Annotated in this window: 16 protein-coding genes; 5 read left to right on the top strand and 11 right to left on the bottom strand. The window is 58.3% G+C overall.

Going from position 1 to position 16543, the window contains the following annotated elements; all coding sequences use genetic code 11:
• Window positions 1–215: 215 nt before the first annotated feature.
• The 11 genes from speA to EL257_RS03075 all read right to left on the bottom strand — a co-directional run bounded on the left by speA (window position 216) and on the right by EL257_RS03075 (window position 9923).
• Window positions 216–2129, bottom strand: coding sequence for an arginine decarboxylase (speA, locus tag EL257_RS03120; protein WP_126359734.1), 1914 nt, complete (start codon window positions 2127–2129; stop codon window positions 216–218).
• Window positions 2130–2349: 220 nt separating this feature from the next.
• Entirely contained in the window at window positions 2350–2721 is a 372-nt protein-coding gene (locus EL257_RS03115) for a translation initiation factor Sui1 (RefSeq protein WP_007951016.1), read from the bottom strand.
• Between the two features lie 305 nt (window positions 2722–3026).
• A complete protein-coding gene (locus EL257_RS03110; RefSeq protein WP_126359732.1) occupies window positions 3027–3584 on the bottom strand; it encodes an NUDIX hydrolase in 558 nt (185 codons plus the stop codon).
• A gap of 3 nt (window positions 3585–3587) precedes the next feature.
• Window positions 3588–4655 carry a DUF2333 family protein gene (locus EL257_RS03105; RefSeq protein ID WP_126359729.1) on the bottom strand — a complete coding sequence of 356 codons (1068 nt, stop codon included), beginning with the start codon at window positions 4653–4655 and terminating at the stop codon, window positions 3588–3590.
• Between the two features lie 139 nt (window positions 4656–4794).
• Window positions 4795–5271 carry a hypothetical protein gene (locus EL257_RS03100; RefSeq protein ID WP_126359727.1) on the bottom strand — a complete coding sequence of 159 codons (477 nt, stop codon included), beginning with the start codon at window positions 5269–5271 and terminating at the stop codon, window positions 4795–4797.
• The gene (locus EL257_RS03095; protein WP_126359725.1) at window positions 5268–5774 is read right to left on the bottom strand and encodes an Hcp family type VI secretion system effector; all 507 of its coding nucleotides are present in this window, start codon (window positions 5772–5774) and stop codon (window positions 5268–5270) included. The genes EL257_RS03100 and EL257_RS03095 overlap by 4 nt, the downstream gene beginning before the upstream one ends.
• Window positions 5775–5791: 17 nt before the next feature.
• A complete protein-coding gene (locus EL257_RS03090) occupies window positions 5792–6460 on the bottom strand; it encodes a hypothetical protein (protein ID WP_126359723.1) in 669 nt (222 codons plus the stop codon).
• The gene (locus EL257_RS03085; RefSeq protein ID WP_126359721.1) at window positions 6457–7608 is read right to left on the bottom strand and encodes a DUF2515 family protein; all 1152 of its coding nucleotides are present in this window, start codon (window positions 7606–7608) and stop codon (window positions 6457–6459) included. The genes EL257_RS03090 and EL257_RS03085 overlap by 4 nt, the downstream gene beginning before the upstream one ends.
• Before the next feature lie 253 nt (window positions 7609–7861).
• Window positions 7862–8020, bottom strand: coding sequence for a hypothetical protein (locus EL257_RS27655; RefSeq protein ID WP_172604444.1), 159 nt, complete (start codon window positions 8018–8020; stop codon window positions 7862–7864).
• Window positions 8017–8775, bottom strand: a complete 759-nt coding sequence (locus tag EL257_RS03080; RefSeq protein WP_232013060.1) for a hypothetical protein — start codon at window positions 8773–8775, stop codon at window positions 8017–8019. The genes EL257_RS27655 and EL257_RS03080 overlap by 4 nt, the downstream gene beginning before the upstream one ends.
• Window positions 8775–9923: a DUF2515 family protein gene (locus EL257_RS03075; RefSeq protein ID WP_126359719.1), complete on the bottom strand. Its 1149-nt coding sequence runs from the start codon at window positions 9921–9923 to the stop codon at window positions 8775–8777. Before EL257_RS03075 ends, EL257_RS03080 begins: the two co-directional genes overlap by 1 nt.
• A gap of 324 nt (window positions 9924–10247) precedes the next feature.
• Here EL257_RS03075 and gcbA point away from each other — a divergent pair, with 324 nt between their 5' ends.
• The 5 genes from gcbA to accC all read left to right on the top strand — a co-directional run bounded on the left by gcbA (window position 10248) and on the right by accC (window position 16500).
• Window positions 10248–11918 carry a diguanylate cyclase GcbA gene (gene gcbA / locus EL257_RS03070; RefSeq protein ID WP_126359717.1) on the top strand — a complete coding sequence of 557 codons (1671 nt, stop codon included), beginning with the start codon at window positions 10248–10250 and terminating at the stop codon, window positions 11916–11918.
• A gap of 51 nt (window positions 11919–11969) precedes the next feature.
• The gene (locus EL257_RS03065) at window positions 11970–13916 is read left to right on the top strand and encodes a methyl-accepting chemotaxis protein (protein ID WP_126359715.1); all 1947 of its coding nucleotides are present in this window, start codon (window positions 11970–11972) and stop codon (window positions 13914–13916) included.
• Window positions 13917–14161: 245 nt separating this feature from the next.
• Window positions 14162–14614: a type II 3-dehydroquinate dehydratase gene (gene aroQ / locus EL257_RS03060; RefSeq protein ID WP_007914604.1), complete on the top strand. Its 453-nt coding sequence runs from the start codon at window positions 14162–14164 to the stop codon at window positions 14612–14614.
• Between the two features lie 48 nt (window positions 14615–14662).
• Window positions 14663–15124, top strand: a complete 462-nt coding sequence (gene accB / locus EL257_RS03055; protein WP_007914603.1) for an acetyl-CoA carboxylase biotin carboxyl carrier protein — start codon at window positions 14663–14665, stop codon at window positions 15122–15124.
• Between the two features lie 17 nt (window positions 15125–15141).
• Window positions 15142–16500: an acetyl-CoA carboxylase biotin carboxylase subunit gene (gene accC / locus EL257_RS03050; RefSeq protein WP_126359713.1), complete on the top strand. Its 1359-nt coding sequence runs from the start codon at window positions 15142–15144 to the stop codon at window positions 16498–16500.
• Window positions 16501–16543 lie beyond the last annotated feature (43 nt).

Below are 16543 nucleotides of genomic sequence, written 5' to 3'. Positions count from 1 at the left end.
GGGGCGGCCGGGGATTCTCGCCGAGAGCCATGGCTGAGTAGAGAGCGCAACTACAACTTAGGAAATGACCTACGCGAAAAGCAGACCGAATGACTTTGCTGGCCGGGATGAGCCTATATTTCGCGGAGATTTTGGGAAGTGTCCCACCGAGTCATCTGAAATTTCCGCAACTATCGGGAAAATTTCAGACAACCCGGCGGGCAGGCAACCTGACCTCAGGAAGACAGGTAAGAAGAACGGGTCAGCCCCAGACGCAATGCATCGAGGAACTGCGTGCGCTCGCTGGCACTGATGCGGGCACTGGCGCACTTGTCGCGGTAGTGGGTCATCAGCTCTTCCGGCGACAAATGCACGTAACGCAACATGTCTTCGATGGTGTCGTGGGTCTCGATGCCGGCGTGGTAGACGCTGCCATCGGCGTTCTGGTAGATGTTCACCGAGTCGGTGTCACCGAACAGGTTGTGCATGTCGCCGAGGATTTCCTGGTAGGCGCCGACCAGGAACACGCCAAGCAGATAATCTTCGCCTTCATTCAAACCGTGTACCGGCAGGCTGGTTTCGATGCTCTGCTCGTCGACGTACTGGTTGATCTTGCCATCGGAGTCGCAGGTCAGATCCTGCAGCACTGCACGGCGCAACGGCTCCTCGTCGAGACGGTGCAGCGGAATGATCGGCAGTACCTGGTCGATCGCCCAGGTGTCCGGCAGGCTCTGGAACACCGAGAAATTGCAGATGTACTTGTCGGCCAGCTTGTCGTTGAGCTCGTCGAGCACTTGGCGGTGCGAACGCTGCCGCGCTTTCAGCGAGTTGTGCAAGCGACGGCAGACGGCGAAGTAGCACTGCTCGGCCAGGGCTTTTTCCGCCAGGGTCAGTTTGCCGTCAGCGTACTGTGCAGCCACATCGCTCATGTAGTGCGTGGCGCGCCAGTAGGTTTCGGTGACCATTTCGATGTCGGTCGGCCCAAGCAGATCCACCAGCCACTGCACGGTTTCCGGCAGGTTTTCCTTGTTTTCGATCAGCGGGATTTCGTCGTTGTGTTTCTCGACGTCAGTGACCTGCACCACCAGCATCGCGTGGTGGGCGGTCAGCGAGCGGCCGCTTTCGGAGAAAATGTGCGGATGCGGCAGGCTCTGCGCATCGCAGAATTCCTTGAGCATGCCGACCACGACACCGGCGTAATCGTCCATGTCGTAGTTGATCGAACTGGCGTTGCGCGAGTGCGTACCGTCGTAGTCGACACCCAGGCCACCGCCCACGTCGATGTGATCAACCGGCAAGCCGAGGTTGCGCAACTCGCCGTAATAACGGATCGCTTCCTTGAAGCCGTGCTGGTAGTCGGCGAGGTTGGCGATCTGCGAGCCCATGTGGAAGTGCAGCAGACGGATGCCCTGATCCAGGCCGGCGCCACGGAAGCGCTCGACCACCGACAGCAACTGCGCCGCAGACAGGCCGAATTTGGACTTCTCACCACCGGTGTCCGCCCACTTCGACGAGGCCAGCGACGACAGACGCACGCGCAGACCCACCTGTGGCTTGACCTTGAGCGAGGCGGCTTCCTCGATCACCAGAGCGACTTCGGACTCTTTCTCGATGACGATGAACACGTTGTGGCCAAGCTTCTGTCCCATCAGGGCCAGACGAATGAACTCGCGATCCTTGTAGCCGTTGCAAACGATGGTGCCGCCCTTCGGCGCGAGCGCAAGCACGGCCAGCAGCTCGGGCTTGGAACCGGCTTCCAGACCGATGGAAACGTTTTGAGTGGCGATGATGTTCTCGATCACCGCTTCTTGCTGGTTCACCTTGATCGGGTACAGCGCGGTGTATTTGCTCTGGTATTCCAGGCGCTCGATGTTCGCATCGAAGGCGCCGGTCAACTGGCGAACACGATCCTGCAGGATGTCGGGGAAGCGCACCAACAACGGCAAGGACAAACCGCTTTTGCGCAGTTGGTCGACTTGCTCGAACAGGTCGATGGGCGAGCTGCTCGGGCCGTTCGGACGAACTTCGACGCGACCGGCTTCATTGATCGCGAAATACCCGGCCCCCCAATGGCGAATCCCGTAAACGCTGCGGCTGTCCGCAACTGTCCATTGGCTGCCATCGTCTTTACGTGTGCGTCGTACGGACATCGAAGTCCCCTATAAAGAAGTCATAGTGCGTCGCCTGGGGTTCAGGCCGGCGCAGTCTAAAGAATGAAAATGACGGTTCGTCAGTGCGGCGGTAGACCGCACTGACCGCGTGGAGTTTAGAAACCGGTCATGAACAGGCTCTGTGAAAACCATGGAGACGACGCCGGATCTCAAGTATTTCAGAACCGGATCAAGCCGCAGGTGGGTTTCACAGAGGCTGCTAGCCGCCGGACTTCTTCGCTTTGAAACCGTGCTTGACCAGCTCAGCCAAGAGTAGCTCGACGTGATCGCCCTGGATTTCGATGATGCCGTCCTTCAACGCCCCGCCGGTGCCACAACGTTTTTTCAACGTCGTCGCCAACTCTTTGAGCGCGTCTTCGGCCAGCGGCACGCCGGTGATGGTGGTCACCGTCTTGCCGCCGCGGCCCTTGCTTTCGCGACGCACGCGGGCAATGCCGTCGCCGGCCGGGATCACGGTTTGTTTGCAGATACAGGCGTCCACCGGCTTACTGCATTCCGGGCAATGACGACCTGCGTCGGTGGAAAATACCAGGCCGCCCAGGGCGGCGAAGGATGCGGCTTTTTTGGCCACCGGCAATCCTCTCGGGAGGACAAAGACTGATCGCAACCTTGGGCAAGGTCAGCGACCGCGAAGCCCCACTCAGGCAGGGGCAGCGCTACTGCATCGGAATTTGGCGACGAGACTGCTGAACTGCAGGAGCTGCCGAAGGCTGCGATCTTTTGATCCTGCTCTTTAAAACAAGATCAAAAGATCGCAGCCTTCGGCAGCTTCTACAGTGGGTCAGCAGGCCCACCTCAAACTATTCGGTGCAGCTTGAAAAGGTCGCGCAGTGTAACGGCAAAAATCCGGATTGCTAAGTGCCAATCGGCGCCAATTTATGTGTTGTTTGCGACGTCGCTTTGCTGCGCCTTTAGATAACGCTTCAGTGCCGCCAGAGAGTCCGGGCAATAAGGCTTCTGCTGGATTTCGCGCATGACCTGTTCAACCGGAATGAACCGCGCTTCAAGAACCTCTTCCGGTTGCAGAATCAACGGCCCGTCCCACACGGCGGAAAACGCGGAACACCAAAGGCGATTGCCGGTGTCCTCGAAGTAGAAATGGTCGTGGGCGGTCAACTCGACGCCGCTGACACCCAATTCCTCTTCCAGCTCGCGGGCAGCCGATTCAGCGTATGTCTCATCCGCCTGCACCATGCCGCCTGCCGCCACGTCCCAATAACCGGGATAGATCGCCTTGCTCAAGGTGCGCCGATGCACGCAAAGCTCACCGGCGGAATTGAACAACATGATGTAAGTGCCGCGCCCGATCAGCCCGCGCTCGCGCAAGTCGGCGCGCACCAGAGCACCGAGCAGGTTGTCCTGCTCGTCGACCCAGGCGATCTGTTCGGCGTCCGAAGCGGCGCGATGCGCCGCTTCTCTGGCGTTCTCACTCATGAATCAGCCCTGATTGAGCAATTGACGCAAATCGATCACTGCAGCGTTGGCCCGGGAAATGTAATTGGCCATGACCAATGAATGGTTAGCCAAAACGCCAAAACCGCTGCCGTTGAGAATCATCGGGCTCCACACCGGCTCCTGCGAAGCCTCCAGCTCACGGATGATCTGACGCACGCTGACCGTGGCGTTCTTCTTCGCCAGGACATCGGCGAAGTCGACTTCAATTGCGCGCAGCAAATGCGAGAGCGCCCACGCCTGACCGCGCGCTTCGTAGAACACGTTGTCGATTTGCATCCATGGGGTTTCCACGACTTCTTCGTCAACCTGCGGCACTTCGCCAATAGCGGGGACTTCGGTTTTCAGCGCGGTGTTGAGTTTGACCCGGCCGACACTGGCCGACAGCCGCTGCGACAGCGAACCGAGACGGGTGCCGACATCGCCGAGCCAGTTGTTCAGGTTGTCGGCGCGCGCATAAAACAGCGCGTTTTTCTGAGTCGGGTCCGACAGGCGAGCCTGATAGCGGCTCAGAGAGTTGATGCCTTCCTGATACTCCGACTCACTGGACGGGAGGACCCAGCTCTTGTTGTCGAAGTTGAAACGCGGTTCGGCTTTCGCGAGATCGGCATCTTCCGCCGACTGCGATTGCGAACGGGCAAAGTCTTTGCGCAAGGCACGCGTCAGATCGCGAACCTGAACCAGCACGCCGTATTCCCAGCTTGGCGTGTTGTCCATCCACAGGCCAGGCGGAAAACGGTCGTTGGAAATGTAACCGCCCGGCTTGTCGAGCAGCGTACCGGCAACCGATTTCAGGGTTTCGACGGTGGTGTAGCCGACCACCATTTGCTTGCCTTCCTTCTCGGCCGCGACCTGCGCGTTTTGCGCCACCGGAAACAGCGCCGGCTCCTGACTCCAGTACCAGCCGAGAGCGCCGGTCACGAGCAGATAAATGCCAAGCAGCGTAGCCAGCGCACGGCTGAACAGCAGCCCGCCGACATAGCTGCGGGTGGCCGACTTGGGCTCGGCGGCACGTTCAGGCGCGCTGCCCGCGCGGTTTTTCCAGTCCAGCATGGCGATATCCTTTCAATCACTTGGGTTCAACGGTTCGACCACAACCATACAACAACGTGCCTTGGCCGGGCACCCGCTATCGGGAGGCTGACGCAAAACAAGCGGAGGGTGTCGCGAACCAAAGGATAGTCGCTGCAAATCAGACGTTGAAAATCCGCAATGAAAGCTGCCGCACTTCTTCGGCCATAAACAGATGTGCAATGCCCTGGGCATCGGTTCGGCGCTGGTTGGGGGTCCCGTCGACCGTGGCGATGTACGCCTGCTCAGGCAAGGGTTGACCGGTCACGCTGTCGACCAGGCGAAAGATTCGCGGCGTACGCGTCGGCTGCGCGGGCGGATTGCTCAGCAGATCCAGCACGGTTTGCTCGAAAACCGCCTCGGCAACCTGCCAGTGGCCATAGTCGGCCTCGGCCTTGATCAAGCACCATTCTCCCTGCTTGATCTGCGCCAGCACTTCGCTGTCGAGATTGATCATCAAGCCTGCGCGTAGCTGGTCCAGCCCTTCGAGCGGTTGGCGCGTCTTCAATACGCGGGCGACCTGCGCCAGCGCCTGCTTCGCCGGATAGGCATGCTGACGCTCGTTATCCGTCAGGCTTGATTCACGAACGAGCCTCATCCCTGGCCCTCGCCTTGCCAGTCGTCGGAGCCCATGGTTCGGCTGATTTCGTGGCGCCAATAGATGCGCCGATAGCTGAAGTGGACCTTCTCCAGTTGCGTCAGGTGCGACGTCCTGGCATCGAGACAATGCGGCATCAACATCTCGGCCCCGACGATCAATGCATCCTCCAGCTCAATTGTGTAGAAGTGCTCCTGCACCCCTTGCGCCGACGTGCGATACCACTCCAGACGGCACTGACTCAGCAGCTCACCGGAACACAACGCGGTATTGATCAGCGGCGAGGCCTTGTCGAGGGTTTTGGTGATGATCAGCGGCTTGTGCATCCTGCGCCCCGCCCCCTGCCCCTTCGGCACAAAAAGCCCGTGGCTGAATGCCTGCACCATGATCTGGTCTTCACGCCCCGTCTGATAACTGTTACCCACCGAAGCCTCGGTGAACGCGCCGGCACTGATCAGGCCTTGACGGCTGCCGTGTATGGTCATGAAGGCTGGGATGGGCATGGGGTTGCTCCTTGATTTTATGAGGTTTTACTGTCGCTGCGAACGCAGCCATTCGCAGATGCTGCATTGGCAAACGGCAAAAAAGGCTCATCAACCATCAACACAACTCGATAACGCGGGTCTGTTTTGTGAGTCCTCATCCGCCATGGCTCTATATCGAGCTGTAACTGGTACTTGTCAGCCGCCAGCCAAAAAGACATCGCGTGTTCCGTACGGGAGTGAAACCACGTGCGCCATTGCAAGGTGTCCGCTATCGGAGGGTCATCCATCACTTTTGCTTCCACCCAGCATTTGTTGCGCAACTGATCACGCAGATCCGAGACGACAATGAGTGCCTCATCAAGTGAAAGCGGCGTCATTTGCGGTGAGAGACGAACACGCCCCACCAGATCATTCGATTTGGCAATAATCCTGAAATCGCGGGCTAAGGGAGTCACAAAACCGAATTCCGGATCGATGAAACGCAAACGCACACCCGATCTGGATTTGCTTGTCCAGACAGCATTGGCAGGCGCGGGCCCGACCGCGGCAAATGAGCGTTGACTCATCTGCTCCCAAGGCTCATTGATCGTCAGGGCGATTTCGAAATCGTCTTGCATGCATTCAATTGACCAGCGCAGTAACGCGACCGCTATCACCGCGAGCAAAACAAACCGCCAGCCATCTATCCATTTACGCAGCTTCATTGGGCCGCCGTTCCGGACGCAATATCTCTTATTGACTGTTCAAGAGCGGAACTATGAACGCCATTTAGCAAATCATCGAAACGCTCCGCAGCCCGAAGCACAAACTCCATACGCTGTTCGACGTCAGCGAGGTTGGCGAATGGATTGTCGTCAAAACCGATAGTGCGTCCGTCTTCAAGCGAACGGCACTGATTGGCCAACGTGAGCTCGATGGCCTGGGCAGCTCCGGAGGGAAAACCTGTGACGAAGGACGCGTGATTGCTTCGAAGCAAAGCGATAAGGCGCATATCTTCATAAATGCTCGGTTGAAGTATGTGACGCTGCTCATGTTCCGCTAGAAGCTTCACACTTCGCGCAATATCCCCCGCTTCTATAGCTTGAAATGCCCGCAATAAAACCTCGAAGTATTGCCCAAACTTCAGTTGCTCCTGCCCAACGGGCCACAGCACTGGAAACCCAGGATGGCCGTAAATCCCCCCCCTTGCCTTTAGGCAAGTACTGAATTCTTTCAGACCCCGATTGGCGTAAAACGCATGAAGCGGAAAGATATCCAAAAACAGCGTGGTATTCCCCAAAGCCATCATTTCATGCACGTGGCGAAACTGCCGCTGTATGACCGTCAACTCATCGCCGCCCAGGTGCAGATCCAATCCGGAGGCCGGATTACTCGCACTCGCTGCCTTGTAATCATCCAATGCTTTCGCCTGTTCTTCACGCCGCCCCGACGTCAGCAATCCAGCCTCTCGACGAATGTCACGCAAGCGGGATCTGGCTTCTCGCTGCTGACCAATCAGATCGACACTGGTTGAAGCATGCAGCAATCCACAGCCGACCTGCTTCGAGGCAAACGCCGCCAGGCCTGCCCATTGAAAACGAGAATCCTGCAACCACAACCGGGCATAGGCCGCATTGATTGCCTGGTTACGCTCCACAGGATCGGCAATCAGAACGCCGGCCGGCGCAACGATATTTTCGGCTTCACGCTGATAGATACGCCAGAGACCAGCGCACGTCAGCACCGGCACTTGCGTCACCCGCACCCGCTCGCCGTACAGCAACTCTTCGCTGCAAGCACACTCATCAATCGGCGTGATGGCATGATTCAGGCGCTGGGTATCACTGGCGTGTTCGTTGAAACATTGGCTCATGTTGAAGAGACAGCAGCTAGGGGAATCCCTGAACCGTACCAGTCAACTCATCACGTGAAACCGGGTCGCGGAAAAATCAGAAACCGCTGTAGGACGTCGCCCATCAACGCCAGCGAAATCCAGTCAGCATTCGCAGGAAAGGTCTCAAACGCCCGTAGAACGGGCGTCTGTACGGCATACGCTCAAAAAACAAAACCACCCAGTCACAAACTGATTAGTCTTGCTCTACAGATTATTGATTTACGACACTGGTCTAAGGAAAAAGAAACTCATAGGTTTCTCCGATCCCCAAGGTAATCACTGGATCATCCCAGAGCGGCTGCACCAATTGCCGTAACGCGGCCAGCACCAAAACAATACATAGCAGCAACGCCCAATGGCGCCGGTTGAAATGAGAGAAGCGCAGGCTCATCCACCGCCCTCCATGACAGAATCTTCAGCAATGAACTGCGCCGACACCGCAAACGCCTGGCATGACTGAGTTCCTTCTTTAGGTTGGGGCGGCGGGGAGTGATGAGGCTCGAACCGACTTTCGTCTTCTTCGAATTGGAGCCACGGCGCCGCGATAGCGAGGGTAATGAGATAGCGTTCCTGGTCGGGATACCTGTAGTCGTTGAATCTCCCTAGAATCAGCATTGCCTGATACTTGTCACCAGCCTGCCAGTAGGAGTATCCAGCGAGTTCTCCGTTCCTGAGATAAGCGCGCCACTCGGGAGTATCCGATATGGTCGGATTGCGCCGTGTGCCTATCGGCCTCCAGCCTTTTGCGCACCATTGGGCTTGCAGGTCGAGAACGACTTTCATGGCATCGTCGATCAGCAACGGCTCTATTTGCGGAGACATACGGATGTCGTCAACCAAGTTGTCGTTAAAACCTACTGACAAAAACCGCGCCAGAGGCGTATCGAAACCATACTGCGAATCGACAAAGCGCAGACGCGCATCCGTCTTCGGAATCCCGGCCCAGATATGACCCCGAATCAACGGACTGAATGAGGCGGTAGATTGCTCGAGCATGCTTTCATAGGTACCGCCGATTTCGAGCACGATCACGGGCTCGTCCCATAATGATTGCGTCAACTGATGCTCGGCAGCGATTGCCAAAACGGCAAAAAACACCAACCATGCCCAACTGCGCCAACTGAATAGAACGTTGCATGAGATCATCAAGTGCCCTCCATTGCAGCGATCTCACCTATGGATTGCGCCAATGAATCTTTATTTTCGTCATTGAGCATTTGGTCAAAACGAGCAGCTGCCCGAAGCACGAACTCCATTCGCTGATCAACATCGGACAAATCTGCAAACGGATGATTGCTGAAGCTGATCGTACGGCCATCGTCAACGCCCCGGCATTGACTGGTCAGCGTCAGCTCGATGGCCTGTGCAACGCCGGAAGGAAAACCTGTTACGTAGGAAAGATGATTGCCACGTAACAAAGTCACCAGATGGCCGTCTTCGTAAATAGTGGGCTGGAGGATGTTTCGCTGTTCGTGTCGCGCCAGATGTTCAACGCTTTCCGCGATATTCCCTCTTTCTACGGCCTCAAAAGCTTTTAGGACTTCTGGAAACCTCAAACCGAAGCGAAGTTGTTTCTGCCCCACCGGCCAAAGCACTGAAAACTTCACGTGCCCATAGATGTTCTGCCGTTCCTCAAGACACTTCTTCAACTCCCCCAACCCCCGCAACGCATAAAACTGATGCAACGGGTACACATCCAGAAACAGCGTGGTATTGCCCATCGCCATCATTTCGTAAACATGCCGGAACTGTTGCTCCACCACCGACAGCTTTTCGCCCGGTACCCGAACGTCCATGGCGGACACCGGATTGCGCGCCTGGGCCAGTTGATATTCCCGCAAGTCATCGGCCTGTTCCGGCATCTTCTCCGGTGTGAGCAACCCCGACTCACTGCGCCCGGCACGCACTCGCTGCCGCGCTTCGTATTCCCCGCGGATGCGTTCGATACTTTCAGCCGCATGCAGCAATCCGCAGCCCACCTGCTTGGACGCGAATGCTGCCAGACCGGCCCACTGAAACCGCTTGTCGTGCTGCCAGAGCCGGGCATAAGCCGCGTTGATCGCTCGGTTGCGTTTGACCGGATCGGTGATAAAGACGCCCTTGGGCGCAACGATTTCCTCGGCCTGACTCTGATAGGTGCGCCAAAGGCATTGGCAGGTCAGCACCGGCACTTGCGTCACCCGCATCCGCTCGCCATACAGCACCTCGTCGCTGCAAGCACACTCGTCAATCGGCGTGATGGCATGATTCAGGCGCTGGCTATCACTGGCGTGTTCGTTGAAACATTGGCTCATGTTGGAGAGACGGCAGCTAGGGGAATCCCTGAACCGTACCAGTCAACTCATCTCGTGAAACCGGGTCGCGGAAAAATCAGAAACCGCTGTAGGACGTCGCCCATCAAGGCTAGCGAAATCCAGTCAGCATTCGCAGGAAAGGTCTTAAACGCCCGTAGAACGGGCGTCTGTACGGCATACGCTGAAAAAACAAAACCACCCAGTCACAAACTGAATGGTCTTGCTCTACAGATTATTGACTTACGACACTGGTCTAAGGGAAAAGAGGTGCTAGCATAGAGCCACCAGTCGATCTCAGCATGCACCCTAACTAGTAGTCAGGATATGACCGAGCCAGAAGACCCCAGCCGTGAGCGTCTCAAGCACCACTTTGCCCAGCGGGTAATTCATCAGGCACGTCAGATTCTTGAGATATGGCAGCGCCTGCAACGCAGTGAGTGGTCCACCGTCGATCTCGCCGAACTGAGTGAGGCGAATCTGCGCCTGCTGCGTTTTGCCGAGCGTTTCGAACAGCCGGAACACACGCAATTGGCGCATCACATCAGCCAGTCGCTGCAAGCGGTGGACGCCAATCGCGGGCGCCTCAGCAGCGGCCTGATCACTGATCTCAATCGCTTGATGCAGCGTTTGTCGCGCACCGGCCTGCGCCATGGCGATCAGCTCGAACAAACGTTCCTGCCGCCGCTGCGCAAACCTATCTATGTGATGTTGCAGGATCACGACCGCGCCGAGCGGCTGGCCAAACAACTGGAATTCTTCGGCTTGAGCGCCCAGGCGCTTGACAGCGTCGCAGCCTTTCGTTCGTCGATGGTCGAACGCTTGCCCGCGGCGATCGTGATGGATGTGGATTTCAGCGGCCCCGGCATCGGTCTGAAACTCGCCGCCGAAGCCCAGGTCGGCCTGGACGAGCCGTTACCGCTGCTGTTCTTCAGCCTGCACGAAACCGACACGCCGACGCGTCTCGCTGCGGTGCGCGCCGGTGGCCAGGAATTTCTCACCGGCACCCTCGAAGCGTCGAGCCTGCTGGAGAAAATCGAAGTCCTCACGTGCGTTGCTCAGTACGAACCTTACAAAGTGCTGATCATCGACGACTCGCGTGCGCAGGCCCTGCACACCGAGCGCCTGCTCAATAGCGCCGGGATCGTCACGCGCACGCTGATCGAACCGATTCAGGCAATGGCCGAATTGGCGGATTTCCAGCCGGACCTGATCATCCTCGACATGTACATGCCGGCCTGCACCGGCACCGAATTGGCCAAAGTGATTCGGCATAACGACCGCTACGTCAGCGTGCCGATCATTTATCTGTCAGCCGAAGACGATCTGGACAAGCAGCTTGACGCCATGAGCGAGGGCGGTGATGACTTCCTGACCAAGCCGATCAAACCGCGGCATCTGATCACCACCGTGCGCAACCGCGCCGCCCGCGCGCGCAATCTGAAAGCGCGGATGGTCCGCGACAGCCTCACCGGTCTGTACAACCACACGCACATTCTGCAACTGCTCGAAGACTGCTCCTTCCGCGCCCGCCGCGAGAGCAAGCCGCTGAGCTTTGCCATGCTCGACATCGACCACTTCAAACGGGTCAACGACAGTCATGGCCACCCGATGGGCGATCGGGTGATCAAGAGCCTGGCGCTGTTCCTCAAGCAGCGTTTGCGCAAGACCGACTTCATCGGCCGATACGGCGGCGAAGAGTTCGCGATTGTCATGCCCGACACCGATATCGAAGCGGCGTATCAGGTTCTCGACGAGATCCGTCAGCGCTTTGCCGAGATTCATTATCCGGCGCAGCCGCAGGACTTGTGGTGCACTTTCAGCGCCGGCGTCGTAGAGATGCACGACGACTGCGACAGCCTGATGATGGCCAGCCAAGCGGATGAGGCGCTTTACCGTGCCAAGGGTGCGGGACGCAATCGAGTGCAGGCCGCGCGCGAATCAAAGCAAAGTGCCACTTTTTCATCGAAATCCACTGATTCGGTCATGATCCTGTAACAGAACCGCAATAAATTCAGGCGCTTACCATTTCTGCCATTGGTAGACGTCATGCGCCTGAAGTTGCTCACCAATCTCAATACCCTACTGCTGGTTGCCGTGTGCGTCGCACTCGGCGCCACGCTGTGGTGGTCGCAAAAAGCCCTTGAACGTCCGTATTTGCTGATGGAGCGATACCTGGGGCTGTCGCAACAATTTCAGAATGAAGTGGCGCGCAACGTCGAGGACTACCTCGCCAGCGGCGACGCACTGCGTTTGAGCAGTGCCGCCCAAGCCATCGACAATGTTGGCATGGAACTCGACGAACTACCGCCGACGCTGGCCGACACGCTGCGCCCGAGCCTGTCCGGCCTGGCAGAATTCAGTAAAACCGACCTGCTCGCAGCCGGCAAACTGGCCGGCGATCCGCAAGCGTTGCTGTTGCAGGCCGAGCGTGAACTGAGCGCCAGCCTCGATCAGCTCAGCACCTATGCCGACGGCGATGCAAGCTATCTGACGCCGCTGCTCGCCGCGTCACAACATGTGGGCAAACTGTCGCTGGCACGGGACAAACTGGTCAGCAGTGGGCGCAGCGAGCTGGCGGCAGACGTTGAGCGCGAAGTGGCGCAACTGCGCACGCAAGCGCAGGCCATCGATGCCCTGCCTTTGCGCGGCGTTGTCGCGAAAAGCGCATCCGGCAGCGACGATTTCGCGGCAATGATGGGCATCGAAAATACCGAACAAACCATTGCCGAGGATGCGGGAATCGGGCTCAAACGCGAACTCAACAGCCTGCTCGGTCGCTATCCTGCCGAGCTGGCGCGTACACGCGAGCAGATCCAGAAACGCACCGATCTCAGTGCCGCCACCCATCAGAAAATTGCCGCGGTGCAGCAAGCCATCGCTGCGCTGGAACCTGTAGTGCGTGCTCAGCACGGGCAAATTCAAGGTGAAGTGCGCTTGATGCAGGGCGCAATGATCGGCCTGATTTTGCTGATCGCGCTGCTGATCGATACGTTACAGCGACGCCTCTCGCGCACCCTGACGAACTTGGCGCCGGCGCTTTCAACGTGGGCCGAGGGCGACTTCAGCCACGACATTCATCTGGGTAAAACCAACCGCGAACTGCAAGATATCGAAGCCTCGCTCAATCGTCTGCGCGCGTATCTGGTGGATCTGGTCGGGACGATTCGCGGCAATGCCGAGCAAGTGGCCGGCAGCAGTCGCACCCTCGCCGAACTGAGCAACGACTTGCACAGCGGCGCCGAACACCAGGCTGGAGATACGGCGCTGATCCGCGACTCGCTTGGCGAACTGGAGGCCACCATCCAACAGGTTGCCGGTGACGCGCGACAGGCGGCAGATGCCAGCCGTCACGCCGGTCTGGCCGTCGAGCATGGTCAGACGGTGATCGGCCAGAGCCTGACCGGCCTGCATGCGTTGGTTGGCGAAGTGCAAGGCAACGCACAGATGATTGAACATCTGGCTGAGGAGTCGGCCACCATCGGCGGCGTGTTGACCGTGATTCGCTCGATTGCCGACCAGACCAATCTGTTGGCTCTGAACGCGGCAATCGAAGCGGCACGCGCCGGAGAGATGGGCCGCGGTTTTGCCGTGGTCGCCGAAGAAGTGCGCTCGCTGGCGCAACGCACTGCCGGGGCAACGGCGGAAATTCAAACGCTGATCGCAGGCTTGCAAACCGCCGCCCGTCAATCGGTCGAGGGCATGCGCGCGCAAGTCGAACACGCCGAAGCCACCGCCAATCAGGCGCAGGCGGCGGACGGCGCGCTGGACAAGATAGTCGGCGCTATCCAGACCATTGCCGACACCGCCGTGCGCATCGCCGATGTCACGGCGCAGCAAAGTGGCGCGGTCAGCGAAATACGCGATCACAGCGAGCGGATTCATCAACTTGGCGGGGATAATCTGTTGCGTATCGGCCGAGGGCGTGAACAAGGTGAGAATCTGCTGGCATTGGGCGGGCAACTGCATACCGCCGTTCAAGCCTTTCGCGTCTGACGAAAAGCCCTGGAGCTGCCGAAGGCCGCGATCTTTTGATCTTGCTTCCAAACATAAAAAAGATCGCAGCCTTCGGCAGCTCCTACAGGGATTACCTCAAGTGACCGGATCAGATCCCTCAGTCATAAATTTCGCGCAAACATCGGCCATCGTGCTGGCTATTGCATAGAACTGGACAGTCATAAAGTCTTTGCGGCATAGTCGCCGGGTTCTGAACTTTGCTCACCCATGACAAGGACTCGCAGATGGCAACCCTATTGGTGCTGCACGGCCCCAACCTGAACCTGCTCGGCACCCGCGAACCCGGCACTTACGGTTCAACGACCCTGGCGCAGATCAATCAGGATCTGGAGCGTCGCGCCCGGGAAGCCGGCCATCATCTGCTGTATCTGCAAAGCAATGCCGAGTACGAATTGATCGACCGCATCCACGCCGCACGCGGCGAAGGCGTCGATTTCATTCTGATCAATCCAGCAGCTTTTACACACACAAGTGTCGCATTACGTGACGCGCTGCTGGGAGTGAGCATCCCATTCATCGAAGTGCATTTGTCCAACGTGCACAAACGCGAACCTTTCCGCCATCACTCTTACTTCTCCGATGTAGCGGTGGGAGTGATCTGCGGCCTTGGCGCCAGCGGTTACCGACTGGCCCTGGAGGCTGCGCTAGAACAGCTTGAAACACAGGCAACGACTTGAACTACAAGCGTTAAACGCCCCTGACCGACCCTTGGGAGTTGATGATTCATGGATATCCGTAAAGTTAAGAAATTGATCGAATTGCTGGAAGAGTCCGGCATCGACGAGCTCGAGATCAAGGAAGGCGAAGAGTCCGTACGCATCAGCCGTCACAGCAAGACTCCGGCTCAGCAGTACTACGCGCCGGCGCCGATGCAGGCCCCGGCCGCTGCGCCAGTCGCCGCCGCTCCGGTCGCTGCCGCCGCCCCGGCTGCCGCTGCTGCCCCAGCGCTGAACGGCACTGTTGCCCGTTCGCCGATGGTGGGTACGTTCTACCGCAAATCTTCGCCAACCTCGCCGTCCTTCGTTGAAGTCGGCCAGACCGTGAAGAAAGGCGACACCCTGTGCATCGTCGAAGCCATGAAGATGATGAACCACATCGAAGCTGAAACCAGCGGTGTGATCGAATCCATCCTCGTCGAAGACGGCCAGCCGGTTGAGTACGACCAACCGCTGTTCACCATCGTTTGAACCGCGGAGAGCCTTTGATGACTGCGAAGTTGGAAAAAGTTCTGATCGCTAACCGCGGTGAGATCGCCCTGCGGATTCTGCGTGCCTGCAAAGAGATGGGCATCAAGACCGTCGCCGTTTACTCCAAGGCCGACAAAGAGCTGATGCACCTGGGTCTGGCAGACGAATCCGTCTGCATCGGCCCGGCGTCCGCCGCTCAGTCTTACCTGCACATTCCGGCCATCATCGCTGCCGCTGAAGTGACTGGCGCTACCGCCATTCACCCAGGCTACGGTTTCCTTGCGGAAAACGCCGATTTTGCCGAACAGGTCGAGAACTCCGGCTTTGCCTTCATCGGCCCGAAAGCCGAGACCATCCGCCTGATGGGTGACAAGGTATCGGCCAAGCACGCGATGATCGAAGCCGGCGTGCCAACCGTTCCAGGTTCTGACGGCCCACTGCCGGAAGACGAAGAAACGGCGCTGCGCATCGGTCGCGAAGTCGGCTACCCGGTGATCATCAAAGCCGCTGGCGGCGGCGGTGGTCGCGGCATGCGCGTTGTGCACAAGGAAGAAGACCTGATCGCCTCGGCGAAACTGACCCGCTCCGAAGCAGGCGCGGCGTTTGGCAACCCGATGGTCTATCTGGAAAAATTCCTCACCAACCCGCGTCACGTCGAAGTTCAGGTTCTGTCCGACGGCCAGGGCCAGGCCATCCATCTGGGCGACCGCGATTGCTCGCTGCAACGTCGTCACCAGAAGGTTCTCGAAGAAGCGCCGGCACCGGGCATCGACGAGAAGGCACGCCAGGAAGTTCTGGCCCGCTGCGTCAAGGCCTGCATCGACATCGGTTACCGCGGCGCCGGCACTTTCGAGTTCCTGTACGAGAACGGTCGTTTTTACTTCATCGAAATGAACACCCGTGTTCAGGTGGAGCACCCGGTTTCGGAAATGGTCACCGGTATCGACATCGTCAAGGAGATGCTCAGCATCGCCGCTGGCAACAAGCTGTCGTTCACGCAGGATGACGTGGTTATCCGCGGTCACTCGCTGGAATGCCGGATCAACGCTGAAGACCCGAAAACCTTCATGCCGAGCCCGGGTACGGTCAAGCATTTCCATGCTCCAGGCGGCAACGGCGTTCGCGTCGATTCGCACCTGTACAGCGGTTATGCCGTACCACCGAACTACGATTCGCTGATCGGCAAGCTGATCACTTACGGCACTACCCGCGACGAAGCCATGGCCCGCATGCGCAATGCCCTGGACGAAATCGTGGTTGACGGGATCAAGACCAACATCCCGCTGCACCGTGATCTGGTTCGTGACGAAGGCTTCTGCAAAGGGGGCGTGAACATTCACTACCTCGAGCACAAGCTGGCTGGCGAGAAGCACTAAGCTTCAGCCCGCACCAGACAAAGCCGCCTTCGGGCGGCTTTGT

Source organism: Pseudomonas fluorescens, assembly GCF_900636825.1.
GTDB lineage: Bacteria > Pseudomonadota > Gammaproteobacteria > Pseudomonadales > Pseudomonadaceae > Aquipseudomonas > Aquipseudomonas fluorescens_BG.
This window is presented reverse-complemented; position numbering and strand designations above follow the sequence as displayed.

Excerpts from the sequence above, each read along its gene's own strand:
- EL257_RS03095 (WP_126359725.1), bottom strand. The coding sequence starts at position 5,774 with ATGCCCATCCCAGCCTTCATGACCATACACGGCAGCCGTCAAGGCCTG.
- EL257_RS03075 (WP_126359719.1), bottom strand. The coding sequence starts at position 9,923 with ATGAGCCAATGTTTCAACGAACACGCCAGTGATAGCCAGCGCCTGAAT.
- gcbA (WP_126359717.1), top strand. The coding sequence starts at position 10,248 with ATGACCGAGCCAGAAGACCCCAGCCGTGAGCGTCTCAAGCACCACTTT.
- EL257_RS03085 (WP_126359721.1), bottom strand. The coding sequence starts at position 7,608 with ATGAGCCAATGTTTCAACGAACACGCCAGTGATACCCAGCGCCTGAAT.
- EL257_RS03100 (WP_126359727.1), bottom strand. The coding sequence starts at position 5,271 with ATGAGGCTCGTTCGTGAATCAAGCCTGACGGATAACGAGCGTCAGCAT.
- aroQ (WP_007914604.1), top strand. The coding sequence starts at position 14,162 with ATGGCAACCCTATTGGTGCTGCACGGCCCCAACCTGAACCTGCTCGGC.
- EL257_RS27655 (WP_172604444.1), bottom strand. The coding sequence starts at position 8,020 with ATGAGCCTGCGCTTCTCTCATTTCAACCGGCGCCATTGGGCGTTGCTG.
- EL257_RS03080 (WP_232013060.1), bottom strand. The coding sequence starts at position 8,775 with ATGATCTCATGCAACGTTCTATTCAGTTGGCGCAGTTGGGCATGGTTG.
- accB (WP_007914603.1), top strand. The coding sequence starts at position 14,663 with ATGGATATCCGTAAAGTTAAGAAATTGATCGAATTGCTGGAAGAGTCC.
- speA (WP_126359734.1), bottom strand. The coding sequence starts at position 2,129 with ATGTCCGTACGACGCACACGTAAAGACGATGGCAGCCAATGGACAGTT.
- accC (WP_126359713.1), top strand. The coding sequence starts at position 15,142 with ATGACTGCGAAGTTGGAAAAAGTTCTGATCGCTAACCGCGGTGAGATC.
- EL257_RS03105 (WP_126359729.1), bottom strand. The coding sequence starts at position 4,655 with ATGCTGGACTGGAAAAACCGCGCGGGCAGCGCGCCTGAACGTGCCGCC.
- EL257_RS03110 (WP_126359732.1), bottom strand. The coding sequence starts at position 3,584 with ATGAGTGAGAACGCCAGAGAAGCGGCGCATCGCGCCGCTTCGGACGCC.
- EL257_RS03090 (WP_126359723.1), bottom strand. The coding sequence starts at position 6,460 with ATGAAGCTGCGTAAATGGATAGATGGCTGGCGGTTTGTTTTGCTCGCG.
- EL257_RS03065 (WP_126359715.1), top strand. The coding sequence starts at position 11,970 with ATGCGCCTGAAGTTGCTCACCAATCTCAATACCCTACTGCTGGTTGCC.